General features: G+C 33.7%; 34 protein-coding genes and 1 other RNA gene. 7 read left to right on the top strand and 28 right to left on the bottom strand.

Annotated elements, in window-relative coordinates; translation table 11 throughout:
- From frr to fur, 9 genes are read right to left on the bottom strand one after another with little or no spacing between them, the layout of a single operon-like run.
- Positions 1-564: a ribosome recycling factor gene (gene frr / locus M9B42_01065; GenBank protein ID URQ64439.1), complete on the bottom strand. Its 564-nt coding sequence runs from the start codon at positions 562-564 to the stop codon at positions 1-3.
- Complete coding sequence (gene pyrH, locus M9B42_01060) at positions 557-1276, bottom strand: UMP kinase (GenBank protein URQ64438.1); 720 nt, start codon at positions 1274-1276, stop codon at positions 557-559. The genes frr and pyrH overlap by 8 nt, the downstream gene beginning before the upstream one ends.
- Entirely contained in the window at positions 1273-2067 is a 795-nt protein-coding gene (tsf, locus tag M9B42_01055; protein URQ64437.1) for a translation elongation factor Ts, read from the bottom strand. The genes pyrH and tsf overlap by 4 nt, the downstream gene beginning before the upstream one ends.
- The gene (gene rpsB / locus M9B42_01050; protein ID URQ64436.1) at positions 2067-3086 is read right to left on the bottom strand and encodes a 30S ribosomal protein S2; all 1020 of its coding nucleotides are present in this window, start codon (positions 3084-3086) and stop codon (positions 2067-2069) included. The genes tsf and rpsB overlap by 1 nt, the downstream gene beginning before the upstream one ends.
- The gene (locus M9B42_01045) at positions 3073-3804 is read right to left on the bottom strand and encodes a hypothetical protein (protein URQ64435.1); all 732 of its coding nucleotides are present in this window, start codon (positions 3802-3804) and stop codon (positions 3073-3075) included. Before M9B42_01045 ends, rpsB begins: the two co-directional genes overlap by 14 nt.
- A complete protein-coding gene (locus tag M9B42_01040; GenBank protein ID URQ64434.1) occupies positions 3797-4717 on the bottom strand; it encodes a DnaJ domain-containing protein in 921 nt (306 codons plus the stop codon). Before M9B42_01040 ends, M9B42_01045 begins: the two co-directional genes overlap by 8 nt.
- A 2-nt stretch (positions 4718-4719) precedes the next feature.
- Positions 4720-6633, bottom strand: a complete 1914-nt coding sequence (gene dnaK / locus M9B42_01035) for a molecular chaperone DnaK (protein URQ64433.1) — start codon at positions 6631-6633, stop codon at positions 4720-4722.
- A gap of 12 nt (positions 6634-6645) precedes the next feature.
- On the bottom strand, positions 6646-7170 hold the full coding sequence (locus M9B42_01030) for a nucleotide exchange factor GrpE (protein ID URQ64432.1): 525 nt from the start codon (positions 7168-7170) through the stop codon (positions 6646-6648).
- Positions 7171-7179: 9 nt separating this feature from the next.
- Positions 7180-7599 carry a ferric iron uptake transcriptional regulator gene (gene fur / locus M9B42_01025; protein ID URQ64431.1) on the bottom strand — a complete coding sequence of 140 codons (420 nt, stop codon included), beginning with the start codon at positions 7597-7599 and terminating at the stop codon, positions 7180-7182.
- Between the two features lie 19 nt (positions 7600-7618).
- Here fur and bamE point away from each other — a divergent pair, with 19 nt between their 5' ends.
- Entirely contained in the window at positions 7619-7930 is a 312-nt protein-coding gene (gene bamE, locus M9B42_01020) for an outer membrane protein assembly factor BamE (protein ID URQ64430.1), read from the top strand.
- On the opposite strand, the gene M9B42_01015 is transcribed toward bamE, so the two are convergent.
- Both M9B42_01015 and M9B42_01010 read right to left on the bottom strand, forming a co-directional pair.
- A complete protein-coding gene (locus tag M9B42_01015; protein ID URQ64429.1) occupies positions 7927-9291 on the bottom strand; it encodes a sodium-dependent transporter in 1365 nt (454 codons plus the stop codon). The two genes, bamE and M9B42_01015, sit on opposite strands and share 4 nt — an antisense overlap.
- An 11-nt stretch (positions 9292-9302) precedes the next feature.
- The gene (locus M9B42_01010; protein ID URQ64428.1) at positions 9303-9746 is read right to left on the bottom strand and encodes a DUF3429 domain-containing protein; all 444 of its coding nucleotides are present in this window, start codon (positions 9744-9746) and stop codon (positions 9303-9305) included.
- Between the two features lie 4 nt (positions 9747-9750).
- Here M9B42_01010 and smpB point away from each other — a divergent pair, with 4 nt between their 5' ends.
- The 3 genes from smpB to rpsT all read left to right on the top strand — a co-directional run bounded on the left by smpB (position 9751) and on the right by rpsT (position 10841).
- Positions 9751-10206 (top strand): SsrA-binding protein SmpB, encoded by a 456-nt coding sequence (gene smpB, locus M9B42_01005; GenBank protein URQ64427.1) that lies wholly within the window; start codon positions 9751-9753, stop codon positions 10204-10206.
- 19 nt (positions 10207-10225) lie between these two features.
- Positions 10226-10568, top strand: a transfer-messenger RNA (tmRNA) gene (gene ssrA, locus M9B42_01000).
- A gap of 15 nt (positions 10569-10583) precedes the next feature.
- Entirely contained in the window at positions 10584-10841 is a 258-nt protein-coding gene (gene rpsT / locus M9B42_00995) for a 30S ribosomal protein S20 (GenBank protein ID URQ64426.1), read from the top strand.
- Here the strand turns inward: rpsT and cgtA are convergent.
- Genes cgtA through rplU form a run of 3 tightly spaced genes read right to left on the bottom strand, consistent with a single transcriptional unit; the run spans position 10828 to position 12393 of the window.
- Positions 10828-11817, bottom strand: coding sequence for an Obg family GTPase CgtA (gene cgtA / locus M9B42_00990; protein URQ64425.1), 990 nt, complete (start codon positions 11815-11817; stop codon positions 10828-10830). The genes rpsT and cgtA overlap by 14 nt on opposite strands.
- Before the next feature lie 5 nt (positions 11818-11822).
- A complete protein-coding gene (rpmA, locus tag M9B42_00985) occupies positions 11823-12083 on the bottom strand; it encodes a 50S ribosomal protein L27 (protein ID URQ64424.1) in 261 nt (86 codons plus the stop codon).
- Positions 12073-12393, bottom strand: a complete 321-nt coding sequence (gene rplU, locus M9B42_00980) for a 50S ribosomal protein L21 (GenBank protein URQ64423.1) — start codon at positions 12391-12393, stop codon at positions 12073-12075. The genes rpmA and rplU overlap by 11 nt, the downstream gene beginning before the upstream one ends.
- A gap of 16 nt (positions 12394-12409) precedes the next feature.
- On the opposite strand from rplU, the gene M9B42_00975 reads away from it, so the two are divergent.
- Together M9B42_00975 and M9B42_00970 are read left to right on the top strand one after the other, a co-directional pair.
- The gene (locus tag M9B42_00975; protein ID URQ64422.1) at positions 12410-13351 is read left to right on the top strand and encodes a polyprenyl synthetase family protein; all 942 of its coding nucleotides are present in this window, start codon (positions 12410-12412) and stop codon (positions 13349-13351) included.
- Positions 13348-14544 carry a beta-ketoacyl-ACP synthase I gene (locus M9B42_00970; protein URQ64421.1) on the top strand — a complete coding sequence of 399 codons (1197 nt, stop codon included), beginning with the start codon at positions 13348-13350 and terminating at the stop codon, positions 14542-14544. Before M9B42_00975 ends, M9B42_00970 begins: the two co-directional genes overlap by 4 nt.
- On the opposite strand, the gene M9B42_00965 is transcribed toward M9B42_00970, so the two are convergent.
- Positions 14541-14957: a single-stranded DNA-binding protein gene (locus tag M9B42_00965; GenBank protein URQ64420.1), complete on the bottom strand. Its 417-nt coding sequence runs from the start codon at positions 14955-14957 to the stop codon at positions 14541-14543. The genes M9B42_00970 and M9B42_00965 overlap by 4 nt on opposite strands.
- Before the next feature lie 41 nt (positions 14958-14998).
- On the opposite strand from M9B42_00965, the gene uvrA reads away from it, so the two are divergent.
- Complete coding sequence (gene uvrA / locus M9B42_00960; protein ID URQ64419.1) at positions 14999-17791, top strand: excinuclease ABC subunit UvrA; 2793 nt, start codon at positions 14999-15001, stop codon at positions 17789-17791.
- Here uvrA and rplQ read toward each other — a convergent pair.
- From rplQ to rpsH, 13 genes are read right to left on the bottom strand one after another with little or no spacing between them, the layout of a single operon-like run.
- Positions 17784-18461, bottom strand: a complete 678-nt coding sequence (rplQ, locus tag M9B42_00955; protein ID URQ64418.1) for a 50S ribosomal protein L17 — start codon at positions 18459-18461, stop codon at positions 17784-17786. The genes uvrA and rplQ overlap by 8 nt on opposite strands.
- Position 18462: 1 nt before the next feature.
- Positions 18463-19416, bottom strand: a complete 954-nt coding sequence (gene rpoA, locus M9B42_00950; protein URQ64417.1) for a DNA-directed RNA polymerase subunit alpha — start codon at positions 19414-19416, stop codon at positions 18463-18465.
- 11 nt (positions 19417-19427) lie between these two features.
- Positions 19428-20045 carry a 30S ribosomal protein S4 gene (gene rpsD / locus M9B42_00945; GenBank protein URQ64416.1) on the bottom strand — a complete coding sequence of 206 codons (618 nt, stop codon included), beginning with the start codon at positions 20043-20045 and terminating at the stop codon, positions 19428-19430.
- Complete coding sequence (gene rpsK / locus M9B42_00940; protein URQ64415.1) at positions 20046-20420, bottom strand: 30S ribosomal protein S11; 375 nt, start codon at positions 20418-20420, stop codon at positions 20046-20048.
- The gene (rpsM, locus tag M9B42_00935) at positions 20420-20776 is read right to left on the bottom strand and encodes a 30S ribosomal protein S13 (GenBank protein ID URQ64414.1); all 357 of its coding nucleotides are present in this window, start codon (positions 20774-20776) and stop codon (positions 20420-20422) included. The genes rpsK and rpsM overlap by 1 nt, the downstream gene beginning before the upstream one ends.
- A gap of 2 nt (positions 20777-20778) precedes the next feature.
- Complete coding sequence (gene rpmJ, locus M9B42_00930) at positions 20779-20892, bottom strand: 50S ribosomal protein L36 (protein URQ64413.1); 114 nt, start codon at positions 20890-20892, stop codon at positions 20779-20781.
- Positions 20889-22175 (bottom strand): preprotein translocase subunit SecY, encoded by a 1287-nt coding sequence (gene secY / locus M9B42_00925; GenBank protein ID URQ64412.1) that lies wholly within the window; start codon positions 22173-22175, stop codon positions 20889-20891. The genes rpmJ and secY overlap by 4 nt, the downstream gene beginning before the upstream one ends.
- Before the next feature lie 4 nt (positions 22176-22179).
- Positions 22180-22575 (bottom strand): 50S ribosomal protein L15, encoded by a 396-nt coding sequence (gene rplO, locus M9B42_00920; GenBank protein URQ64783.1) that lies wholly within the window; start codon positions 22573-22575, stop codon positions 22180-22182.
- Between the two features lie 8 nt (positions 22576-22583).
- Entirely contained in the window at positions 22584-22769 is a 186-nt protein-coding gene (gene rpmD / locus M9B42_00915; protein ID URQ64411.1) for a 50S ribosomal protein L30, read from the bottom strand.
- Entirely contained in the window at positions 22766-23254 is a 489-nt protein-coding gene (gene rpsE, locus M9B42_00910) for a 30S ribosomal protein S5 (protein URQ64410.1), read from the bottom strand. Before rpsE ends, rpmD begins: the two co-directional genes overlap by 4 nt.
- Positions 23254-23601, bottom strand: a complete 348-nt coding sequence (gene rplR, locus M9B42_00905) for a 50S ribosomal protein L18 (GenBank protein ID URQ64409.1) — start codon at positions 23599-23601, stop codon at positions 23254-23256. Before rplR ends, rpsE begins: the two co-directional genes overlap by 1 nt.
- A gap of 3 nt (positions 23602-23604) precedes the next feature.
- Positions 23605-24141, bottom strand: a complete 537-nt coding sequence (gene rplF, locus M9B42_00900; protein ID URQ64408.1) for a 50S ribosomal protein L6 — start codon at positions 24139-24141, stop codon at positions 23605-23607.
- Entirely contained in the window at positions 24141-24527 is a 387-nt protein-coding gene (gene rpsH / locus M9B42_00895) for a 30S ribosomal protein S8 (GenBank protein ID URQ64407.1), read from the bottom strand. The genes rplF and rpsH overlap by 1 nt, the downstream gene beginning before the upstream one ends.
- Position 24528 lies beyond the last annotated feature (1 nt).

Below are 24528 nucleotides of genomic sequence, written 5' to 3'. Positions count from 1 at the left end.
CTAAATTGTAAGGAGATCTTTTTCTTTTGACTCCAATGACTGATCGACTAAATTAATATATTTTTCAGTTATTTCTTGAATATCTTTCTCTGAATCAGATATATCATCCTCAGTTAACTCTCCTCCTTTTTCTAAATTCTTCATCGAGGTCATTGCATCTCTTCTAATGTTTCTTATAGCTACTCTTCCGTTTTCTGCTTCTCCTTTTGCTTTCTTGATTAAATCTTTTCTTGATTCTTCTGTAAGCGGTGGCATGATAATTCTTATTACCTCACCTGCAACAGTTGGATTTATACCTAGATCAGACTTTTGTATTGCTTTATCAATTTCTTGAACAAGCCCCTTATCCCATGGTGTTAAAGAAAGAGTTTTTGAATCTTCAACTGTAATTGAACAGCATTGATTTAACGGTGTGTCTACTCCATAGTAATCCATCATAATGCCATCCAACATATTTGGATTAGCCCTTCCAGTTCTGATTTTTTGTATGGATTCTTTGAAATTCTTTAGGGATGAAGCCATACGTGCCTCACAGTCATTTAAAATGTTTTCGTATTTATCCATTGCTAATTAATGTACCTAATTTCTTTCCATTTACTATATCAAGTAAACCGCCTTCTTTCTTAAAGTTGAATACCTTAATTTTTAAATTGTTTACTCTAGCTAAAGTTAATGCTGTTGTATCCATAACTTTTAATTTTTTATCTATTGCGTCATCGAAAGTTAAAGATGGGTAAAACTCTGCATCTTTATTTAAATTTGGATCATCAGAATATACTCCATCAACTTTTGTTGCTTTTAACATTAAGTCAGCTCCAATCTCAATACCCCTAAGACAAGCAGCAGTATCAGTTGTGAAAAAAGGATTTCCAGTTCCAGCAGTAAAAATTACAACAAAACCAGCTTCAAGAAGTTGAGTTGCTATCCTCCTATCGAAATGTTCAACTATTCCAGGCATAGGAATAGCAGACATAACTCTAGTTTTTATTCCATCTCTCTCTAATGCGTCTCTTAAAGCAATGCCATTCATAACTGTTGCCAACATCCCCATATGATCTCCAGCAACTCTATCCATTCCATCCTGATTAAGCTTTTCGCCTCTGAAAAGGTTTCCTCCACCTATCACCAGTCCAACGCATACGCCTTTGTCAACAATGCTTTTTATTTCCTTAGACATAAAATGAAGAACCTTTGGATCAATTCCTTGATCCTCGTCTCCCGCTACTGCTTCACCGCTATATTTAAGAAGTATCCTTTGATATGTTTGGGAGCTCACTCACCAACCTTTTTTCTGAGAAAACCTAAAATTTTGTTATCACGGAGACGGGGAAGATCTTTTATTTTGAAGTCAGGGTTTTTAATAAAAGCCTGCTCGGTAAGAGAATTTTCATCTTTAAATTTTTTGAGCTTACCCATCACAATTTTTTCTTTAATTTCATCGGGCTTTTTTTCGTTTTCTATTGTGGCTAAAGCAATTTCTTTTTCTTTATCTAAGATTTGTTGATCAATCTCATCAGGATAGATAGCAAGGGGAGCATTCGCTGAAACTTGCATAGCAATGTCTTTTCCAAGTTCATCATCATTTTTTTCAAGATGTACTAAAGAAGCAAGCTTATTATCAGAGTGAACATATATGTAAACAGAATCATTATCTGAGGTGATTTTTTCAAAATATGAAATTTTTATGTTTTCTCCAATTTTTTGAATAATTTCCAAGATTTTATCATTAAACTTTTTTTGTAAATCCTCTAGATCAATTATCATTTTACTTTCACAAAACTCTTTTAGTTCTGTAAGAAATTTTTTGAATTCTTGATCATTTGCTGCGAAATCAGTTTCTGTATTTACTTCTATTAAGAAATAATTACTTGAGCCGCCTCCGGCAACTACAGCTCCCTCATTAGTTGTTCTGGAAGATTTTTTTTCGGCCTTAATAATACTTTTTTTTCTGAGTATCTCTATTGCTTTATCTATATCACCCTTCGCCTCACTTAAAGCATCTTTACAGTCCATCATTGAAATGCCTGTTCTATCTCTAAGTTCTTTGACCTGTTGAGCAGTTATCATTATTTTTTCTTAGCTGCTGGTTTTTTTGGAGCAGCTTTAGCTGCTGGTTTTTTTGGAGCTGCTTTGGCTGCTGGTTTTTTAGGAGCTGCTTTGGCTGCTGGTTTTTTAGGAGCTGCTTTGGCTGCTGGTTTTTTTGGAGCTGCTTTGGCTGCTGGTTTTGAAACTTTTTTGACTGTCTCCTCCGATCCAACGACAGTTGGTTTTGAATTATTCTCTTCTTGTTGAGATCTGCTGTCTGCTTTAGCTGAAACCTTTTGATTTGTAGAATTTAAAGAAAATACCTTTGGTCCTCCTTCACCTTCTAGTTTCTGAACAAGTCCTTGCTTTCTAGCTGATTCTTGGCCTTCGTTTACTGCTTGAGCTAAGTAATTTAAAACAAACTTAATTGTTTTCGAAGAATCATCATTTATAGGAATAAAATTTGTTAGATTATTTGGATTACTGTTAGTGTCAACTAATCCATATACAGGAATTCCCATTTTTAAGGCCTCTTGAACCGCTATTTTTTCATTCTCAACATCAATTACAAAAAGAGCATCCGGCAGACCCTTCATATCTTTTACTCCATCGAAATTTAAAAGAAGCTTCTTCATTTCCTTTTCAAGTTGGACTGCCTCTTTTTTTATCATCCCTTCCAACTGTCCAGAAGCTTTATTTTCCTCATACTCTAAAAGTTTATTGATAGGAACTCTAATGGTTTTCCAATTTGTAAGCATTCCACCGAGCCATCTATGGGATATGTAAGGCATTTCTGTTTCTTTTCCGAAAGACTCTACATAAGTATTTGCAGCTCTTTTTGTACCAACAATCATTATTTTATTTCCCACAGCAGACAAATTTTTGAATATATCGTAAAACTCTAGTAACTTTTCCTGTGTTTTAAAAAGATTGATAATGTGAATATTATTTTTTTCACAAAAGATAAATTCTTCCATATTTGGATTCCAAAATCTTTTTCTATGGCCAAAATGTGCACCAAGTTCAAAAAGCTTTTCAACTGTTAAACTATTTTTTTCCATTTAATTCCTCAACAAAGGTTTGCATATGATAAAGTTTTTTAGGCTTTTGGTAAAACCATTTTGCAATTTTAAGTGCACCTTCTGCAAAAACCTTTCTGTCGTTAATTGTATGTTTAATTTCAATTGTTTCGCCATTCAAGATAAATTTAATTTTATGAATACTTTTATTCGATGTATTTCTTGTAACCTTAATTTTATTTTTTGGAATTCCAACTTGATTTGCCAAAAATATCGCTGTCCCAGAAGGCCTATCAATTTTTGATTTGTGATGAGCCTCCGATATGGAAATGTATCCTGCACTTGATGTGTAAATGTCTCTCAAAAGAGTTGCAAGAACAAAAATATTTTTTGATGTATTTGGTGCAATAAAAATTGGCATTAATTTTGATAGAGCATGCAGTTGTTTCTCACCTTTTTTATCAATTCCTGTTGAGCAAAAAATTACAGGCTTCTTATATTCTTTAAAAAATTTAATTTTACTGTTTAACTGTTTTGAATTAGAAAAATCTATTATTAAGTCAGTATTTTCAGATAGATCTTTTTTAAATATCAGCCCATTTTTTTTATTGAAATGAAATTTTCCTGAATCTTTTCCTAAGTTTTTTGATTTGCTGTGAACCAAAGCATCTATTACAGAGATATCCTTAAATTTTTTTGATTCATTTAAAATTGCTTTGCCCATTTTTCCAGATGAGCCAAGTAAAGAAATATTAATCATCAAACTTTTTATTTAGCTGATCTAAATAGCTTTTATGCTCTGGATAGTTCTCTTTAATATTTGAAAAAATATTTATCATTTCTTTCTTGTCTTTGCTAGAAAGATTAGTTGGAGTTTCAACTACAACTCTTACAAATAAATCTCCTTGCGTTCTGCCATGCAGTGAACCTGCTCCTTTATCTTTGATCTTAAATACTTTTCCGGTTTGTGTTTCGGGTGGAATTTTTAATAATATTTTCTTAGTAAGGGTTGGTATTTCAATATCATCGCCTATTAGCGCCTGATCTAGTCTCAACGGAACTTCACAATATAAATTATTTCCTTCTCTCTCAAAAAAAGAATGTTTTTTGAGGTTTATTACAATATAGAGATCTCCATTTTCTCCTCCATATTGACTTTGCTCTCCCTCGCCAGAGAGTCTAATTTTGTTCCCTATATCTACCCCTGGTGGTATGTTAACTTCAACTTTTTTTCCATTATTAGGAAGTTTTATTTCTATTGATTTTCCAAAAACTGCCTCTTCAAGTGTTAATTCCAAAGCTATCTGAATATTTCTACCTCTCGGTGGCCTTCTTCTACTTGAGCCAAAAATGTCACCGAATATATCACCAAATATTTCATCACCACCAAAAATATTATTGAAAATATCATTTATATTTACGTCATTAAAGCCAGTATGACCAAAGTTTGAGTTAACACCTTGATGACCAAACTGATCATAAGTTGTTCTTTTTTGTGGATCATTTAAAACTTCATAGGCTTCAGCTGCTTCTTTAAACTTGTCTTCAGCCTCTTTATTTCCTGGGTTTTTATCTGGATGATATTTTATTGCGAGTCTTTTAAAAGCTTTTTTTAATTCTTCGGGAGTTGCGCTCTTTGATACACCAAGAACTTCGTAATAATCCCTTTTCACTTTTAGCTTTTGTCTTTTTCTTCATCAACTTCTTTAAATTCCGCATCTACTGCTTCATCAGATTTTCCTTCACCTTTATCAGGTTCAGATTCCGGTTGATCAGTTTTGTATAACTTTGAGGACAAAGGTTGAGCTACTTTAGATAATTCTTCAACTGACTTATCAATTACGGATTTATCATCTTTTTTACATGCTTCTTCTACAGCTGATATTGATTCGGTCAATGATTTTTTCTCATCATCTGAAAGTTCGTCAGCATTTTCATCCATGGCTTTCTTTGTGGCACTTGCCAAGCTATCAGCCATATTTCTTGAAGCAACAAGTTCCTCAAATTTTTTGTCTTCCTCTGCATTAGCTTCAGCATCTTTTACCATTTTTTCGATTTCATCGTCTGATAAACCGCTGCCACCTTGTATTGTGATAGATTGTTCCTTGTTTGAAGATTTATCTTTTGCAGAAACATCAATCTTTCCATTTGCATCAATATCAAAAGTCACCTCAATTTGTGGTGTTCCCCTTGGTGCAGCAGGAATATCTGTAAGATTGAATTGACCTAAAGATTTGTTATCTGTTGCTTTCTTCCTTTCTCCCTGCAGAACGTGAACTGTGACTGCTGTTTGATTGTCTTCTGCAGTGGAAAATACCTGAGATTTATTAGTGGGAATAGTTGTGTTCTTCTCAATTAATGGCGTCATTACCCCTCCCAGTGTCTCTATTCCAAGTGTTAAGGGTGTAACATCCAATAATAGAACATCAGATCTCTCTCCACTAAGAACAGCTCCTTGTGTTGCAGCACCTAAAGCAACAGCTTCGTCAGGGTTTATATCTTTTCTTGGCTCTTTCCCAAAGAAATCTGTTACAGTTTTCTGTACCATGGGCATTCTAGTTTGGCCACCTACTAGAATTACTTCATCTATATCTTTAGGACTTAATTTCGCATCTTTCAGAGCAGTTTTTACAGGTTCGAGACTTTTCTTTACCAAATCTCCAACCAATGATTCGAGCTTTGCCCTAGTTAATTTCTGCACTAAATGTTTTGGCCCAGAGGCATCTGCTGTTATGTACGGAAGATTTATTTCTGTTTGCTCTGATGTTGAAAGTTCAATTTTTGCTTTTTCAGCACCCTCTTTAAGCCTTTGTAATGCCATTGGGTCTGTATTGAGATCAAAGCCAGATTCTTTTTTGAATTCACTAGCAAGATGTTCAATTAAAATGGAGTCAAAGTCTTCTCCCCCTAAATGAGTATCGCCTGATGTTGATACAACCTCAAATTGATACTCTCCATCAACATTAGTCATTTCTATTATAGAAATATCAAAAGTACCTCCACCTAAATCATAAACAGCTATAACTCCATCTTTTTTTAGTTTGTCTAATCCAAAGGCTAGTGCAGCTGCAGTTGGCTCATTAATAATCCTTTTAACTTCCAATCCTGCAATTTTCCCAGCAGCTTCAGTTGCCTTTCTTTGTGAATCGTTAAAATAAGCTGGTACAGTTACAACTGCACCATCAACTTTTGAACCAAGATAATCTTCGGCAGTTTTTTTCATTTTTTTCAAAATCTCAGCTGAAACTTGTGGTGGTGCAATCTTTTTGCCTTCAATTTCTACCCACGCATCACCATTTTCTGCTTCAACTATCCCAAATGGACAAGATTTAATATCTTTTTGAACTTCTTTATCTTTAAATTTTCTTCCAACTAGTCTTTTTACTGCAAACAAAGTATTTTTTGGATTTGTTACAGCCTGTCTTTTTGCTGCTTGACCCACAAGAATTTGATTATCAGACGTATATGCAACTGCTGATGGAGTAGTCCTATTGCCCTCTGAATTCGAAATAACTTCAGGCTCTGAACCCTCCATAACAGCTACGCATGAATTGGTTGTGCCTAAGTCTATACCTATTACTTTTCCCATTTTTTTAAAATTCTACTTTTTGTTAACTACAACTAAAGCAGGTTTGACAACTCTTTCGTTAAGTTCCCAACCCCGTTCTAGAGTTTCTATAACAATATTATCTTTTTCCCCCTGGTTATTGACCGTTGAAACAGCTTCATGTTTCTCAGGGTCAAACTCTTTACCAGTAGGATTAATGGGTACTATGTTGAAATCTTCAAGGGTTTTTTCAAAGGAATTTAAAATTAACAAAATTCCCTCTTTGTCTATATTTTTTTCTTCTTTTGAATTTTCTATAGCTTTTTCAAGAGAGGTAATGATTGGAATTAATGAGGATAATAATTCAGAGTTAGCATATTTTAATGCATTTGTAATTTCAGAAGATGTACGTTTTTTAAAATTCTCTAATTCAGCTCTATACCTTAAGATTTCATCTTCTAAATCAGCAACTTTTTGTAGTAGCTCTTCGTAACTTAGAGTATTTAAATCTTTATTCTCTTCAGTATTATTTTCTGTAGATTTACTATCTTCAGGCGATTGATTATCTTTTTTTGTCATTAATAATTATTAGTTCTTTTTCTTTCTAACATATAAGATGACACTTTGATCTAGAAGATCGTAGCCATGCTTCTCAGCTATTTCTCTTTGTTTCTTTTTAATTGTCTCATCATGGAACTCTGTAATAGCACCTGTTTCTACGCACACCATATGATCATGATGTTGGGGATCATTTAATTCATAAACAGCTTTATTTTCTTCAAACTTATGTTTTACGACCATTCCTGCGTTTTCGAATTGTGTTAAAACTCTGTATACAGTTGCTAATCCAATATCATAGCTATTCATTACTAATTCTTTATATATATCTTCAGCTGTGTAATGATCCTCTGTTCCTGCAGTTCTCTGCATTATTTCAAGAATTTTTATTCTTGGTAAAGTGGCTTTTAAGCCAGCTTCTTGTAAATTTTTGTTGGTTTTATCGTCCATACAATTTATTCTATGTCAAATGAGGTTTTTCATCTACGTAATTATATTCTTAGTAGTGGCTTCTTGCTCTAATACAAGTATTTATAATAGAACAGTTACTCAAGGTACTGTTTTTAAACAAGACGATATTGATAGACTTGAAATAGGCATGAGTAAAGATCAAGTTTCTTTTATCATGGGTCAACCAAGTTTTCAAAATATTTTTGATGAAAATATATGGGATTATTATTTTCAAGTAAAAAACGGCACAAAAATTCAATCTGAAAAAAAACTAAAGCTGTTATTTGATGAAAATGGTGAACTAAAAGAAATTAAAGTGATTAAGATTTAGAAAAACTTTATAAAGAATATTCTCTCAAGATTTCCAAGTACCCAAATTACCATTAGGAATAATGGGCTCACCCACCTCAATATGAAAATCCAGGCGGAAAATAAAAGCTTGCTTTTAAACCCTAATTTTTCCATATCAATGATTTTGCTCAGTCTCCACCCAACAAATGCGGAGATACCTGTTCCTCCAAGTAGAAGCAAGAAGTCATCGGCTATGTATTTCATCATTTCAAAAGGATTCTCAAGACTTCCAACTTTAAAATCCTTTAAAACATTAAATCCAGATACACTTATGAGACATAGAATTATACAAATTGCTATTACTATAAATGTTGCGCGAGTTCTTGTAGTTGGCATTCGCTCTTGAACCCATAGAACACTAGGTTCAAGAATTGAAATCATTGAACTTAATGCTGCAACTGCAAGCAAAAGATAAAAAAGCGGCCCCACAAATTGGCCGATTGCACCTAACTCGGCAAAAGCTGTGGACATTGTTTTAAAAACGAGCTCTGTTCCTGCATTAGGATCTAGAAAAGGAAATGCAAATACCAATGGGAAAATTGCAAGTCCTGCAAGAAGAGCTACTGAAGTATCTGCTGTTACAACAATGGATGACGCGCCAGGTACTTTTTGCTCTTTAGGCATGTAATATCCAAATGCCATGAGTGTTCCCATACCTATACTTAATGAAAAGAATGCCTGTCCTATAGCGGCTTGCATCGTTGCAGCAGAAAATTGTTCAGCTTTCCAAGAGAATAAATAAGAAAGTGCAGCACTCATATCACCTCTGTACGCCCCATAACCTACCATTAAAATTATTAAGAAAAATAAAGTAGGCATAAGAATACGCATTGATGACTCTATACCTTTTTCTATTCCTCTAGCTAGCACAAATCCTGTTAAAGCAAGGAATAAAAGAAACCAAAATGTCATTTCTAAAAAACTTGAAATTTCAGTGTCATAAATGACTGTTGGATCTTTGCCAATGAAACCTGATGCTGATATAAAACCATAATTTATTACTAATCCAGCAATAACAGCGTAATAACCACCTATAAATAGGTTCGATAAAATTCCCAAGTAACCTACAACTCTCCAATTCTTAGTCGAGTTTGTTTTTTCTGCAGTATTTATCATTGCCGACACTGGGTCTTTTTTTCCAATCTTTCCTATAGCGACTTCTGCCATAAATACGGGCAATCCAAGCAAAATAACAAAGAAAATGTAAAGCAAGACAAAAAGTCCTCCACCGTTTTCTCCAGCCTTATAAGGGAATCCCCAAATATTTCCAAGTCCGACAGCAGAACCTGTTGCAGCTAGTAAGAATGCTAAATTATTGTTCCACCTAGTATTACTTTGCATGTTTCAGATAATTATTGATATGTAAATATAAACGCAATCATAACTAAATGGCAAATCCTAACTGCAAAAGTTAAAAAAAATCTTAAGTCTTGATACCACTTTTCTGATTTGATTAATTTTTTTTCAAAAAAATATATTCCCTCATAAACTAATAATAAAGTGATTAAAACAATATTAATTTGAATAAGGTTATTAATGGGGAATACCTTTAAAGTTAATACTACAAATGTTGCGAGGCTAAATAAAAATACGGATGGAATAATTCCTTTTTTTTGCATTAAAGCGTATGCCCATAAGGTACCTGATAAAAAAATTGCCATATATTGCGACCAAAGCATGAATGACGTAATAAAAAACCCAGGCATTGAAGGATTTATCCAAACTATTATTGGAATGAAAATAAATGGCAAAAGTCCTAGATAAGAAAAAAGTTTAGCCTTATCTTGTAAAATCATATTTATGAATAGTAAAACTATAGCATCCAATAAGAAAGCAAGGTTTGATTATTTTTTAGATGAAACTTTTGTAGCTGGGTTGCTTTTAGAGGGCTGGGAGGTTAAATCCCTACGAGAAGGGAAATTAAATCTTAAAGAGTCATACATAAAAGATATTAAAAATGAATTATGGCTAGTTGGTTCAAGAATAGATCCGCTTAAATTTATTAACCAAAAAGAAGGTGTTGATCCTTTGAGGTTTAGAAAACTTCTCCTTAATAAAAAAGAGGTAAAAAAAATACTTTTTGCTATTTCTGCAAAAGGACAAACATGTGTTCCGGTTAAACTTTTTTGGAAGGGAACTTTGGCTAAGCTTGAACTAGCACTAGCAAGAGGTAAGAAAAATTACGATAAAAAGGCTTCTAAAAAAATTGCAGATATAAACAGAGATAAAGAAAGGGCTTTAAAAAACTTTAAATAGGTATTATTATCTCTCGCTCGGGGGCGTATTTGGCTTTGACGTCTACCATGGAACCCGAAGTGCATACCGAGAATGGACACACCTCGTAAAAATTGTTCAAAAAATTAGTTGCAGATAATTACAACTATAGATTGGCTGCTTAAAGCCAACCTGTTTAAAACTGTAGCCTACTACGGGTTTAAATAGTCATTAATGTAGGATATATCTCATTTTTGCCAAGAAATGGGAAGAATTTACTGGCTTTGCTTAGTATGTCTTGATCATCAGGTTATACTAATGCGAGATTAATTGATGAATCTATGTATGTAGATGCTAGGGGAAAGTGATGACGGACGTGGGTTCGAATCCCGCCGCCTCCACCAATTAGAGAGAAATATATGGCAAATTCAAAATCAGCTGAAAAAAGAGCTAGACAAAATAAAAAAAGATATGAGCTGAAGCATGCTCAAAGATCAATGATGAGAACAGCTGTAAAAAAAGTTGAAAAAGCTGTTGAGACTAAAGATAAAAATAAGAAAGAAACATTTAAAACTACTCAAGCAGTACTTGATAACTTAGCAAATAAAGGTGTCATTCATAAAAATAAGGCTGCGCGTTTAAAAAGTAGACTTAGTAAAAAAATCAAAGCCTCTTAAATAATTCTTTTTTAAGTTCTTCTAGGCCAGTACCATCCTTTGATGAAATAAGTATTAATGGAATATCCTTTAATTTTTTTGAAAACTGACTAACTATGTTAGAAATTTTCTGATCTGTAAGTAAATCTACTTTTGTTAAGCATACCCATCTTTTTTGTTTGGAAAAATCTAAATGAAACTCTTTCAATTCGTTTTCTATAATTGAAAAAGAGTCTAATGCCTCATCAGCTGAAATGCTGCAGTCAACTAAATGAAGTAAAAATTTTGTTCTATGTAAATGTCTTAAAAATTTAAACCCTAAACCATGTCCATCTGAAGCTCCCTCAATAATTCCTGGCATATCGGCAATAGTTAGTGATTTTTCCGAATTTTCTAATACTCCTAATGTTGGTATTAATGTAGTAAAAGGAAAATTTCCCACTTTTGATTTACTGTTTGTAAGAGCGTTAATAAGTGTAGATTTCCCAGCATTTGGCAGACCTAACAACCCAATATCTGCAATAAGACGCATCTCTAAAAAAATCTCTCTGCTGTCTGATTGTTCGCCCTTGGTAGTTTTTTTTGGAGCTTGATTTGTTGAAGATTTAAAACGTGCATTCCCCAAACCACCTTTGCCACCTTTTGCAACTATAATTTTTGAGTTAGATTCATTTATTTCACCAATTAATTCCTTCGTCTGAGTAGCATAGATTTGAGTACCTATGGGAACTTTAATCACTAAATCTTCTCCTGATTTTCCTTTTTTGTTTCTACCACTGCCATTCTTTCCAGAAACTGCTTGAAAGTTTCTTTTTCCTTTAAAACTTGATAATGAATTTAAGTTAAGATCTATTTCTAAAATTATATCGCCGCCATCACCGCCATCACCGCCATCCGGACCACCTCTTTCAATATATTTCTCACGGCGAAAACTTAAACAGCCATCACCACCTTTGCCAGAAATTACAGTGATTTTGGCTTCATCGAAATAAGCCATTTGAGTTATTTTTGAGGGACGATATTAACGAATTTTCTTTTGTTTTCACCTTTTACTTTAAATTCAACCGAACCGCTTTTCAAAGCAAAAAGAGTATCATCTTTTCCAATACCGACATTTTGACCAGGATGAAATTTTGTTCCTCTTTGTCTTACAAGAATTTCACCTGCGTTGACATTTTGACCGCCAAATCTTTTAACTCCAAGAAAATTTGGGTTTGAATCTCTACCATTTTTACTAGAGCCACCTGCTTTTTTATGTGCCATTGTTTATTTCCTTAATATCAATCATAGTAACTTTTCTTCTGTGTCCTACTATCCTTTTAGAGTCTTTTCTTCTTCTAAATTGTATAGCATAAACTTTATCTTTTTTTGCATGATCTAACACTTTTCCTGAAACAAATGCTTTAGCGACATATGGCTTACCAATTTTTGGTGTTTTGCCGTCTGAAAGCAACAGAACCTTGTCAAACTTCACTGTATCCCCTTTTTTCTTATCAGAAATGAAGTCAACCTCGATTTTGGACCCGATTTCTACTTTTTCTTGATTATTGCCTGTGTCTATAATTGCGTACATTTCTTAAAATATAGTTATGTCATTTCATGAGGTTGAAAATTTAACTGAATTTTTAGATGAAGTAAAGCTAAAAATGCTGAATATTACAGGTTCTAGTAACAAGAATATTATAGAAATTTCTGATTATGTTCTTGCCAATCCTGGAAAATTTATTAGGACACAGCTTGTATTTATTTATGGCTCTGTTATTGATATTGAAAAAAAGAAATTAATTGAACTTGCAGCTGCGGCTGAATTAATCCATCTATCGACTCTAATACATGATGATATAATTGATGAGGCAAAAATTAGAAGGAATAAACCTACAGTCATAGCAAAATGGGGGCTAAAAAAAGCAATCTTATATGGTGACTTTTTATATACTAAAACCTTTCAAGCTCTAAATTCACTTGAGAATACACAAATTGCAGAAGTGCTTATAAGTTGTGCAGAGCAATTGATAGAAGGAGAGTTTATTCAATTACAAAATATATCAGATAAAAGCAAAGAAGATTATTTTAAGGTAATTGAGAAAAAGACAGCTATTCTATTTTCTGGAATTTTGGAGTGTTTAGGTATTCATGGCAAGCTAGTAAAAGAAAAAATTTCATCTTTAAAAAAATTGGGATTAAATTTTGGAAATGCTTTTCAACTAAATGATGATCTTGCTGATTTTTTTGATCAGTTAAATTCTGGAAAAGAAAAATTTAAAGACTTAAATGAAGGAAAAATAACTTATCCGATCATCATAACTATGAGTCGTGCAGACAAAGATTCAAAAAATAACATTTCGAAACTAATAGAAGAAAAAAAATTCGATGCAGTATTTGATGAAATTGAGAAGAATGACGGCTTTAACTTGACTAGACTGGAGAGAGATAAGGCAATTAATAACTGCATTGAATACACAAAAACTTTATTTAAACTAGATAACGTAGAATTAATGGAAAGTTTTTTAAAAACTAGTTTAAAAGCATGAATAGAGTTGTCATAACAGGAATTGGAATAATATCTTGTCTGGGAAGAGGGCAGAATGAGGTCTTAGATGCCCTTATAAATGCAAGATCAGGGCTCGAATTGAACCAGGAGTTTAAAGATAATGGAATGAGATGCCATGTTTCTGGGAAAATGGAATTTTCTATAGATGAAATCGACAGGAAGATGGGAAGATTTATGAGTGAAACATCAGCATATAGTTTTGTTGCTGCTGAGGAAGCTATAAAGGATTCTGGTTTAGATATTGATGACATTGCAAATAATGAGACTGGGGTAATTGTAGGGTCTGGAACTGGTTCAAGCAGAGAAATTAAACGTGTATTTGAAGCTTCAGAAAACGGCATAAAAAAAATTGGACCTTATTCTGTCACCAGAACAATGGGCAATACGACTTCTGCTGTAATTTCTACTTTTTTTCAAACAAAAGGAATTTCACTTTCAATATCCTCTGCTTGCTCCACAAGCCTTCATTGTGTTTCACATGGATTTAACTTAATAAAAAATGGAGGACAAAAAATAGTTATTGCTGGAGGTTCAGAAGATGATCATTGGACTGGAGCAATGATGTTCGATGCAATGGGAGCATTAAGTACAAAATATAATGAAACTCCTACAAAAGCCTCTAGACCATATGATATAGATAGAGATGGCTTTATACCCTCAGGTGGTGGTGGGATTTTAATTCTTGAAGACTTTAATAACGCCAAAAAAAGAGGTGCAAAAATTTATGGTGAAATAGTCTCATGTGCTGAATCAAGTGATGGTTATAGCCTTGTTAGCCCTTCAGGGGATGGGGCCTATAATTGTATGAAAAAATTATCAGGACTTGAGACTGTGGATTATATTAATGCGCATGGAACAAGCACGCCAGCAGGAGATATATCTGAAATAGAGGCAATTGCAAAAGCTTTTGGAAGTGAAGTGCCGCCAATATCGTCCACAAAATCATTAACAGGGCACTCTTTAGGTGCTGCAGGTGTTCATGAGATTATTTATTCTCTTTTAATGATGAAAAATAATTTCTTGTGCGGCAGTCACAATATAGAAGAACTTGACCCTAAGGCAAAACCCTTTCCGATTCTTAAAGAAAATATAGAAAAAGAAATTAATTCTTTCATGTCGAATTCATTTGGTTTTGGTGGAACAAATGGTTCGATAATTATTAAAAAAATTTAGAAAGGAATCTCGTCATCAATTGGAGGTGGCTTCTGTTCATCCATTTGAGGTGCCGCTCCCGTATCGTTTGATGATGATTTAGAACCTAGCATTGTTAGTTCTTTTGCTATGACTTCAGTTGTATACTTCTTTTCACCCTTATCATTTTCCCAAGATCTTGTTTGAAGTTTACCTTCAACATAAATTTGCGAACCTTTTTTCAAGTACTCTTGGGCAATTTCAGCTAAGCGATTAAAAAGAACAACTCTATGCCATTCAACCTTTTCTTTTTGCTCTCCAGAACTTTTATCTTTCCATCTTTCGGTAGTAGCTATAGACAAATTTGCGACAGGACTACCAGCCTGTGTAAATTTTACATCTGGATCAGCTCCTAAATTTCCAATAATTAATACTTTATTTAGACCGTTAGACATATAAGTAATCTATAATAAAACTTCTACTCGATTGTATCAAATTGAAATTTATAGAAGTAAAAGGAGCTAAGGCTCATAACTTAAAAAATGTATCTCTGAAAATTCCAAGAGATAAGCTCACTGTAATAACAGGGCTCTCTGGATCTGGGAAATCCTCTCTAGCTTTTGACACTATATATGCTGAAGGGCAAAGAAGATACGTTGAATCACTCTCAACATATGCTAGGCAGTTTTTATCTGTAATGGATAAGGCAGATATAGAATCAATAGAGGGATTATCGCCATCGATTTCAATTCAACAAAAATCAACCTCTCATAATCCAAGGTCAACAGTTGGGACTATTACTGAGATTCATGACTATTTACGACTGCTTTTCGCAAGAGTAGGTATACCAAAATGTCCAGATCATGGGCTTGAGCTAGATGCTAAACCAGTTACTATTATGGTAGCCAATGTAATTCAAAAGGAATTAGGAAATAAAATTTCTGTATTTGCTCCCATAGTTATGGATGGTAAGGGAGAACATGTTGAACTTCTTTCTCAACTTATGGCAGAGGGATTCACAAAAGTAAGTATTGATGGAGAAATTTATCAAATAAATAAAGTTCCAATCTTGGAAAAAAATATAAAACATAATATATCTGTTTTGGTTGATCAGCTTATGATTGAAGATGAAGATGATTGCAGACAAAGACTTACAGAATCTATAGAAACTGCATTGAGATTTTCAGAAGGATCAGTTGACATACAATCTGGAGACGTAAATTTTCGATTATCAAATAAACATTCGTGTCCAAAGTGCAATTTTTCTTTACAAGAGTTAGAGCCAAAAATATTTTCTTTTAATAATCCTAGTGGTGCTTGTGAAGAATGTGATGGCCTTGGAACAAATACTTATTTCGATGAAGATAAAATAGTTAAATATAAAAACCTTAGTGTAATGCAGGGATGTATAGAGCCATGGAATACCCCTTATTACCAGTCAAAATTAATAGGAATTTTTGATCATCTTAAAGAAGACATAAATAAAAATTGGCAAAGTTTGTCTGAAAAAACTAGAAAAAAAATCTTATGGGGAATAAATGAGAAAATTACATTTAAAGATCTCACTAATCAAGAAACTAAAAAGGAAAATTTTGAAGGTGTAATTCCATCACTTCAGAGACAATATAACCGTACAGACTCATTTTTTATAAGAGAAAAAATTAGTGGCTATATTTCAGAGAAAAAATGTGAAAGTTGCGGCGGAAAAAGACTGAATGCTATTTCAAGAAATGTTTTTGTTGATGGTTTTAATCTTCCTGAAATTAGTGACTTAAAGATTGATGATGCTCTTGAAATAGTAAATAACTTAAATCTTACTGGGAATAAATTAGAGATTGCTGAGAAAATTTGTAAAGAAATTAGCCTAAGACTTTCTTTTTTGAAAGATGTTGGACTTAATTATTTAAATCTCTCAAGAGGTGCGCAAACACTTTCAGGCGGTGAAGCACAAAGAATTAGACTAGCTAGCCAAATTGGTTCAGGTCTTGTTGGGGTAATCTATGTGCTTGATGAGCCTTCAATTGGTTTGCATCAAAGAGATAACCAAAAACTTATAAATACTCTTATAAAATTAAGAGATCTTGGAAACACAGTAATTGTAGTTGAGCATGATGAGGAAATGATAAAGTCTGCTGATCATGTAATAGATCTTGGTATTGGTGCTGGAATTCATGGTGGAGAAATTATTGCTGAGGGTAATTTAGAAGAAATCAAAAAAAATAAAAAATCACTTACAGCAAAATATCTGAGAGGAGAAAAAGAAATAAGCATCTCAAAAGATCAAAGAGTTACTTCTAATAAATCTATATTAATTTCTGGAGCAAATACTAATAATTTAAAAAATGTAAGTGTTGATATTCCATTAAATAAATTAGTTTCTATTACGGGAGTTTCTGGTTCTGGAAAATCATCACTTATAAATCATACTTTGATACCCGCACTAAATGAAAAACTGCATGGACATAAAGTTCCAGACTCAACAGAATTTAAAAAAGTTATGGGAGAAGAACATATTGATAAACTTATATCGATCGACCAAAGTCCTATAGGCAAAACACCTCGATCTAATCCTGCAACTTATACAGGCTTATTTACATATATAAGAGAAATCTTCTCAAATACTAAAGAAGCACGTGCTAGAGGGTATAAACCAGGTAGATTTAGTTTTAATGTTGAAGGCGGAAGATGTGAAAATTGTAGAGGAGAAGGTTGGGTAAAAGTTGAAATGCATTTTCTTCCAGATTTATATGTTGAATGTGATGTTTGTAAAGGTAAAAGATTTAGAGACGATACATTGCAAATTAAATTTAAGAAAAAAAACATACATGAAATTCTTGAAATGACAGTTGAAGAGGCAGCAGAGTTCTTTAGTTCAATACCTCAAATTCTTAAAAAATTAGTTACACTGCAGGACGTAGGACTGTCTTATGTAAAACTTGGCCAAGCTGCAAACACTTTATCTGGTGGTGAAGCTCAAAGGGTAAAATTATCGAAAGAACTTTCTAAAAGAGATACTGGAAAAACTCTTTATATTTTAGATGAACCTACTACTGGACTTCATTTTCATGATATTCAAATGCTGATGAATGTATTAAACCAGTTAGTAAGCAAAGGCAATTCTGTATTAGTTATAGAGCATAATTTAGACGTAATTCGACTTTCAGATTGGATAATCGATCTTGGCCCAGAAGGTGGAGATGGCGGGGGGACGGTAGTTGCTGAAGGTGATCTAAAGGCTATCTTAAAAAATAAAAAGTCCTTTACCGGTCAAATGTTAAAAATTACCTAAAAGGATTTTTAACAAATCTTTTCCACCAACTTTCTTTCTTTTCTTCTTTCTTAGGAGCTGGTTTTTTAGCCTCTACTTTTTGGGTAGCTTCTTTCTTAGGAGCTGGTTTTTTCTCTTCTTCTTTTTTAGCAGCTTCTTTCTTAGGAACTGGTTTTTTCTCTTCTTCTTTCTTTGAAGCAGGTTTTTTAGCTTCTTTTTCTACAGCAACAGTCTCAGATGTACTTTTAATTTGGGTTTGTTCTGGAACTGGAGCTATTTCAGGTGAGGTAATAGCATTATCTTCTAAAGTTGTATCAGACAGACTTTTTTCAGGATCTCTGCAAGTCAATTCAACAAAACACATGTCTGCTTTATCTCCTGGTCTAAATCCAGCCTTAATAATTCTTAAATAACCTCCATTTGTTTCAGATAATTTTGGAGATATATCAGAAAAAAGTTTAGATGCGGCAGTTTGAGAATTAAGTGATGAAATAACTTTCCTTCTATTATGAAGAGTATCTTTTTTTGATTTAGTTATAAGAGGCTCTAAAAATGTACGAAGATATTTTCCTTTTTCGACTGTAGTTTTTACAATTTCATGCTCTATAAGAGAGATAGCTAGATTCCTCATCATAGCTGTTCTATGTGATGATGTTCTGCTAAATCTTCTACTAAGCTTTCTATGTCTCATTTTACATTGGTGGCCAGTTTTTCAGCACAGTTCCGAGAGATAAACCTCTTGAACCAAGTTCGTCTTTGATTTCATTTAATGATTTTTTTCCTAGGTTTGGTGTTTTTAGTAAATCCATTTCAGACCTTTGTATTAAGTCTCCTATTAGAAAAATACTTTCTGCTTTCAAACAATTTGTTGATCTCACTGTTAATTCAAGCTCTTCAATAGACCTCAGTAAAAGTGGATCAAAGTCGTATTTATCCTTTCTTTTTTCTTTTCTTGAAACAAGTTCCTCGTCGACAAAAACTGCTAGCTGATGTTGTAGAATTGTTGCAGCAAATTTAATTGCTTGCTTTGCATCGATAGTTCCATCAGTTTCAAGCTCTAAAATTAATTTATCTAAATCTGTTCTATTTTCTACTCTGGTATTCTCGACTTTATAATTTACTCTTTTGACTGGAGAAAAAATTGCATCAAGATGAAGTGAGTCAACACCTTTATTCTGATTATTTTCGGCAGGCTCATATCCCACTCCTGTACAAACTTTTAAAGTCATAACAAGTTTTTTTGGTTCCACGAGTGTTGCAATAACATGATTTGGATCAATTATTTCTACACCTGCAGGCACTTCTAAATCTGATGCAAGAATTGTTTTTGGTGTTTTAATATCTAGCTTTAGTTCTGCCTCATTTGAACCATCAAGTTTAATTGCCATATCTTTTAGATTTAACAAAATATCTAAAATATCTTCTTTAACTCCCTCTATTGTTCCGTATTCATGAGCAACACCTTCAATTTTCACTTCAGTGACAGCTGCCCCCGGCATGTAGGACAGTAAGATTCTTCTTAAACTATGTCCGATGGTATAACCAAACCCTCTTTCAAACGGCTCTAAAACAACTTTTAAGTTGTTCTTATCAACTTCTTCGACTTTTGCAACTTCTGGTGCAAGCACATTCAATTTTTCTTCCATTTTTCCCTCTATTACTTTGAGTACAACTCAATAATTAAATTCTCATTAATTTCAGAACTTAATTCGGATCTGTCAGGGTAAGTAACAAACTTCCCTTTCATATCATCAAAGCTCACCTCAAGCCAGCTGAGTCCATCTTTGGATTTAGCCAATTCAACAGCAGCTTTAATTCTTAGTTGTTCTTTATTTTTTTCTCTAACTGTAACTTCATCTCCAGGTTTTAAGTCATAAGATGGGATATTTACAACTTTTCCATTTACCTCTACAGATTTATGATTTACTACTTGTCTTGCTTCAGCTCTAGTTGTTGCAAAGCCCATTCTATAAACTACATTATCGAGCCTTGATTCCAAAAGATTTAATAAATTTTCACCTGTATTACCTTTCATTCTTGCTGATTTTAAGTAGTAATTTCTAAACTGTTTCTCCAAGACGCCATACATTCTTTTAACTTTTTGTTTTTCCCTTAGTTGAGTGCCATAATCTGACAATCTTCCTCGAGACATAGCATTCCCTGGTTTATTCTCAAATTTACACTTTGACTCAATAGCTCTTGTTCCAGAAGTCAACATTAAATCTGTTCCTTCTCTTCTAGATAGTCTTAGTCTTGGTCCTCTATATCTTGCCAACTAAACTCTCCTTTTCTTTGGTGGTCTGCACCCGTTGTGTGGCAGTGGTGTAACATCAGTTATTTTATTTATTCGCAACCCGCAACCATTTAAGGCTCTAATTGAAGATTCTCTACCTGCACCAGGACCTTTAACCCTAACTTCAACATTTACCATTCCCATGTCTTTTGCCATTGTTCCAGCTCTCTCAGCAGCAATCTGTGCAGCAAAAGGAGTACTTTTTCTTGACCCCTTAAATCCTGATCCACCTGATGTTGCCCAACAAACAGCATTACCACCCATATCAGTAATAGTAATGATTGTGTTGTTAAAGCTAGCATTTATATGAGCTATACCATCAGTGACTATTTTTTTTGTTTTCTTTTTTACTGCCATTATGCCTTAATTGCTTTTTTTGGACCTTTTCTTGTCCTTGCATTAGTCTTAGTTCTTTGCCCTCTTAGGGGTAGGCCTTTTCTATGCCTAATCCCTCTATAGCAACCTAAGTCCATTAATCTTTTTATGTTGTAATTAATGTCTCGTCTTAAGTCACCTTCAACTTGGTAATTTTTAAGCTCATCTCTGATTTTATCAAGCTCTCCGTCACTAAGTTCTGATACTTTTTTTGAATAAGGTATTTTAAACTTATCGCAAATATCCTGTGCTGTTTTTCTGCCAATCCCAAATATACTAGTTAAGGAAACATCAACATGTTTATTGTCAGGTATATTAATTCCACCAACTCTTGCCATAGTTATCCTTGTCTTTGTTTATGTCTTTTATTCTTACAAATAACATAAAGCGTTCCTGTCCTTTTTACTATTTTGCAATTTTTACAAATTCTCTTTACTGACGATCTAACTTTCATCTTCTTTTACTCTTTTTTGAGCCCGAAATATTAGCATTTTTCAGGATAGATTGATATTGTTGGCTCATAATGTATGACTGGATTTGTCTTTGTAAATCAAGCATAACTACAACAACAATTAATACAGAAGTTCCTCCTAAATAAAAGGAGACACCAAAACTGTTGATAAGGACTAGAGGCAAAATACAAACAAGTGATAAGTAAAATGAGCCAAAAACTGTTAGTCTTGAAAGAATTAAATCAATAAATGAGGCAGTTTGCTCGCCAGGTCTTATTCCAGGAATGAAGGCACCACCTTTCTTTAAATTTTCAGCAATATCGTTAGAGCTAAAGGTCAATGCAAGCCAAATGTAACAAAATGAAACAATTAAAATAACAAATAAAAGAATGTAAAGAGGCTGTCCTGGATTTAAATAAAGCGAAAATTCTTGTAAACCGCCAAGTCCATCAATGTTTCCAAACCATGATGATAGCGATGCGGGAAAAAGTAAGAATGTACTTGCAAATATAGCTGGTATTACACCAGACATATTTAATTTTAGCGGAAGAAAGCTTGATGGAGCCTGAATCATACCTCTAACTTGATTTCTTTGAGCGTAATTTACAGTAATTTTTCTTTGTGCATTTTCGACAAAAACTACAAATGCAACAACAAGAAGGGTAAGTACTGCTAAAACTATTAGCAATAAATAATTCAGATCTCCCTGCTGTGTTTGCTCTAACGCTTGACCAAAGGCCCTAGGTACACCTGTAATAATACTTGTAGCGATAATAATAGAAATTCCATTACCAATACCTCTCTCAGAGATTTGTTCACCTAACCACATTAAAAACATTGTTCCGGTAACAATCGATATAACTGCCACAAACGCGCTGAAAATACTGCCAGCATCTATCAAACCTGCTGTTTGAAGTGTAACTGTTAAAGCAGAAGATTGAATTAAAGCAAATATAACAGTGCCATAACGAGTGTATTGGGTAATTTTATTTCTACCAGCTTGACCATCTTTTTTTAATTCCTGAAGATAAGGTACTGAGTTTGAAAAAAGTTGCATCACAATAGCTGAAGAAATGTAAGGTACAACACTTAATGCAAATATACTCATTCTTTCCAATGCACCACCTGAAAACAAATTAAAGTACTGAAGGATTGTTCCTTGACTCTGCTGAAACAAAGCAGCAACCTGTTCAGGATTTATGCCAGGTATTGGTATGTGAGTACCGATTCTATATACAACAAGAGCTATTGCAAGAAATCCTAACCTACTCCACAACTCAGACATTGAATTATTCAAACTTCACTCCTTTTGAACATTTAATATTTTCATCTGTAGGTTTCTTCGAGAGCTTACCTACCCCGAAGATTTTTACTTTTTTGATATTTTTTTTAATAAGACCTAATTTTTTAAGGTTTTGTATGCTTACATCTTTCACTTTCTCCAGAACTTTTACGTTTAATTCCTGTGTTACTCGAGAGACTCTTGAGCTAAAACCAAATTTTGGTACACGCATCTGCAATGGCATTTGTCCGCCTTCAAATCCAAGTCTAATATTCCCACCTGATCTTGATTTTTGACCCTTATGTCCTCTGCCTGCAGTTTTTCCGACACCTGAGCCGGTACCTCTACCAACTCTCTTTCTGTTTGATCTAGACTTACTATCACTTAAATTATTTAAAGATATTTTTTCCATTATTTTTTGACCTCTTCAACTTCTAGCATGTATGCAACTTTGTTGATCATTCCTCTAATGGAAGGGGTATCTTCAAGAATTTTTTCATCACCAATTCTTTTAAGGCCTAAACCTGATATACAAAGCTTGTGATCTTTTTTTCTACCTATAAGGCTTTTTAATTGCTTCACTCTGACTTTGCTCATTTTCCACGCCTCTCTTTTACATTATCTGGAGACTCCATTTTTGCTAATCCATTAATTGTTGCTCTTACAACATTTATTGGGTTTGTAGATCCGTAACACTTTGCAAGAACGTTTTTTATTCCAACCAACTCAAGCACAGCTCTCATTGCACCGCCAGCAATAATCCCAGTACCTTCAGATGCTGGCTGCATGTAGACTTTGGTTGCTGAACTTTTTTCTGTAACAGGGTACCAGAGTGTATTTCCGTTTAATTCTACATTTACTAAACTCTTTTTTGCCTCATCTAGAGCTTTTTGAATTGCAACTGGAACTTCTTTAGCTTTCCCTCTACCGTAACCAACTCTTCCATTTCCATCTCCCACAACAGTAAGAGCAGTAAAGGACATTACTCTTCCTCCTTTAACTGTTTTTGCAACTCTATTAACTTGAACAAGCTTCTCTTCAAGAGCATCTTGTTGATTATTTTGTGGATCTAAATTTTCCATTAAAATTCTAGCCCTCCTTCTCTAGCTCCTTCAGCTAATGCTTTTACTCTTCCATGATATTTGAATCCAGATCTATCGAACGAAACTTTTTTATGTCCTAATTTAATTGTTTTAGCCGCAATTGTTTCGCCAATTTTTTTAGCAGCGTCAATATTTCCTCCGTTTTTTCCTTTAAATTCCTTCTGATTAGTCGAGGCTGATGCAAGCACTGCTCCATTATTAGAGTCAATTAACTGCACTGAGATATTTTTAAGAGATCTGCTCACACATAATCTCAAAGACTCTTTCTTTTTTAGAGAAGCTCTCAGTTTCTTAGTTCTTCTTATTCTTGTTTCTTTCTTATTCATTTTTTACGCTGTTGCTGCCTTCTTTCTCTCTTTTCTTATAATAGTTTCATTGTCAATGAACACTCCTTTACCTTTGTAAGGTTCTGGAGGTCTAAAAGCTCTTATCTCAGCACATACCTGACCTAGTAGTTGTTTATCGGCAGATGTTAAATTAAATTCAGTCTGCCCCTCAGACTTAGCTTCAACATTTTCGGGTAGTTGATATTCTACTGGGTGAGAAAATCCTAGGGTTAAGGTAATTTTTTTTCCTTGCACATTTGCACGATAACCAACACCATTGAGTTTTATATTTTTGGTGTAGCCCTCACTCACTCCAATGACACAATTATTAATTAACGACCTCATTGTTCCGGCCATTGCTCTGTGTTCGTCTTTGGACCACTTTACAGCAATTTGATTATCTTTCATTTCAAAACTTATAGAATTGTGAATATGAAGAGAAAGCTCTCCTTTAGAACCTTTAAATTCGAGCAAGTTATCAACAATATTTATTGTTACTCCCTCAGGGATGATTACTGGATCTTTCGCTATTCTTGACATTAAAACACTCTGCAGATTATCTCTCCGCCCACTTGATTTTTTATTGCTTGGCTGTCAGTTAAAATTCCTTTACTTGTTGTTAACAGCTTTATACCTAAACCTCCTTTGTAAGGTTTAATATCTTTATAGTTAACGTATTTCCTCAAACCTGGTTTTGATTCTCTTGATATTTCTTTTATCACAGGTTTTTCTTCATGATATTTCAGTGTAATTTCAAGTTCGTCAAAGTCTTTTTTAACTTTTTTAACACCCTCTAAAAAGCCCTCTTTTACCAGAGCCTTCACCAATTCATGTTTTAACTTTGAATAGGGTGCGTTTACGTTTTTCTTCCCACGCATTAAAGCATTTCTTATTCTTGTTAAAAGGTCTGCTATAGGATCTGTCATA

The organism is SAR86 cluster bacterium, from assembly GCA_023703535.1.
Lineage (GTDB): Bacteria > Pseudomonadota > Gammaproteobacteria > Magnimaribacterales > TMED112 > TMED112.
This window is presented reverse-complemented; position numbering and strand designations above follow the sequence as displayed.

What these genes read in the sequence shown, in the direction of transcription:
- frr (URQ64439.1), bottom strand. Translation starts at nt 564, where the DNA reads ATGGATAAATACGAAAACATTTTAAATGACTGTGAGGCACGTATGGCT.
- tsf (URQ64437.1), bottom strand. Translation starts at nt 2,067, where the DNA reads ATGATAACTGCTCAACAGGTCAAAGAACTTAGAGATAGAACAGGCATT.
- rpsB (URQ64436.1), bottom strand. Translation starts at nt 3,086, where the DNA reads ATGGAAAAAAATAGTTTAACAGTTGAAAAGCTTTTTGAACTTGGTGCA.
- M9B42_01045 (URQ64435.1), bottom strand. Translation starts at nt 3,804, where the DNA reads ATGATTAATATTTCTTTACTTGGCTCATCTGGAAAAATGGGCAAAGCA.
- dnaK (URQ64433.1), bottom strand. Translation starts at nt 6,633, where the DNA reads ATGGGAAAAGTAATAGGTATAGACTTAGGCACAACCAATTCATGCGTA.
- M9B42_01030 (URQ64432.1), bottom strand. Translation starts at nt 7,170, where the DNA reads ATGACAAAAAAAGATAATCAATCGCCTGAAGATAGTAAATCTACAGAA.
- fur (URQ64431.1), bottom strand. Translation starts at nt 7,599, where the DNA reads ATGGACGATAAAACCAACAAAAATTTACAAGAAGCTGGCTTAAAAGCC.
- bamE (URQ64430.1), top strand. Translation starts at nt 7,619, where the DNA reads ATGAGGTTTTTCATCTACGTAATTATATTCTTAGTAGTGGCTTCTTGC.
- M9B42_01015 (URQ64429.1), bottom strand. Translation starts at nt 9,291, where the DNA reads ATGCAAAGTAATACTAGGTGGAACAATAATTTAGCATTCTTACTAGCT.
- M9B42_01010 (URQ64428.1), bottom strand. Translation starts at nt 9,746, where the DNA reads ATGATTTTACAAGATAAGGCTAAACTTTTTTCTTATCTAGGACTTTTG.
- smpB (URQ64427.1), top strand. Translation starts at nt 9,751, where the DNA reads ATGAATAGTAAAACTATAGCATCCAATAAGAAAGCAAGGTTTGATTAT.
- rpsT (URQ64426.1), top strand. Translation starts at nt 10,584, where the DNA reads ATGGCAAATTCAAAATCAGCTGAAAAAAGAGCTAGACAAAATAAAAAA.
- cgtA (URQ64425.1), bottom strand. Translation starts at nt 11,817, where the DNA reads ATGGCTTATTTCGATGAAGCCAAAATCACTGTAATTTCTGGCAAAGGT.
- rpmA (URQ64424.1), bottom strand. Translation starts at nt 12,083, where the DNA reads ATGGCACATAAAAAAGCAGGTGGCTCTAGTAAAAATGGTAGAGATTCA.
- rplU (URQ64423.1), bottom strand. Translation starts at nt 12,393, where the DNA reads ATGTACGCAATTATAGACACAGGCAATAATCAAGAAAAAGTAGAAATC.
- M9B42_00975 (URQ64422.1), top strand. Translation starts at nt 12,410, where the DNA reads ATGTCATTTCATGAGGTTGAAAATTTAACTGAATTTTTAGATGAAGTA.
- M9B42_00970 (URQ64421.1), top strand. Translation starts at nt 13,348, where the DNA reads ATGAATAGAGTTGTCATAACAGGAATTGGAATAATATCTTGTCTGGGA.
- M9B42_00965 (URQ64420.1), bottom strand. Translation starts at nt 14,957, where the DNA reads ATGTCTAACGGTCTAAATAAAGTATTAATTATTGGAAATTTAGGAGCT.
- rplQ (URQ64418.1), bottom strand. Translation starts at nt 18,461, where the DNA reads ATGAGACATAGAAAGCTTAGTAGAAGATTTAGCAGAACATCATCACAT.
- rpoA (URQ64417.1), bottom strand. Translation starts at nt 19,416, where the DNA reads ATGGAAGAAAAATTGAATGTGCTTGCACCAGAAGTTGCAAAAGTCGAA.
- rpsK (URQ64415.1), bottom strand. Translation starts at nt 20,420, where the DNA reads ATGGCAGTAAAAAAGAAAACAAAAAAAATAGTCACTGATGGTATAGCT.
- rpsM (URQ64414.1), bottom strand. Translation starts at nt 20,776, where the DNA reads ATGGCAAGAGTTGGTGGAATTAATATACCTGACAATAAACATGTTGAT.
- rpmJ (URQ64413.1), bottom strand. Translation starts at nt 20,892, where the DNA reads ATGAAAGTTAGATCGTCAGTAAAGAGAATTTGTAAAAATTGCAAAATA.
- secY (URQ64412.1), bottom strand. Translation starts at nt 22,175, where the DNA reads ATGTCTGAGTTGTGGAGTAGGTTAGGATTTCTTGCAATAGCTCTTGTT.
- rpmD (URQ64411.1), bottom strand. Translation starts at nt 22,769, where the DNA reads ATGAGCAAAGTCAGAGTGAAGCAATTAAAAAGCCTTATAGGTAGAAAA.
- rpsE (URQ64410.1), bottom strand. Translation starts at nt 23,254, where the DNA reads ATGGAAAATTTAGATCCACAAAATAATCAACAAGATGCTCTTGAAGAG.
- rplR (URQ64409.1), bottom strand. Translation starts at nt 23,601, where the DNA reads ATGAATAAGAAAGAAACAAGAATAAGAAGAACTAAGAAACTGAGAGCT.
- rplF (URQ64408.1), bottom strand. Translation starts at nt 24,141, where the DNA reads ATGTCAAGAATAGCGAAAGATCCAGTAATCATCCCTGAGGGAGTAACA.
- rpsH (URQ64407.1), bottom strand. Translation starts at nt 24,527, where the DNA reads ATGACAGATCCTATAGCAGACCTTTTAACAAGAATAAGAAATGCTTTA.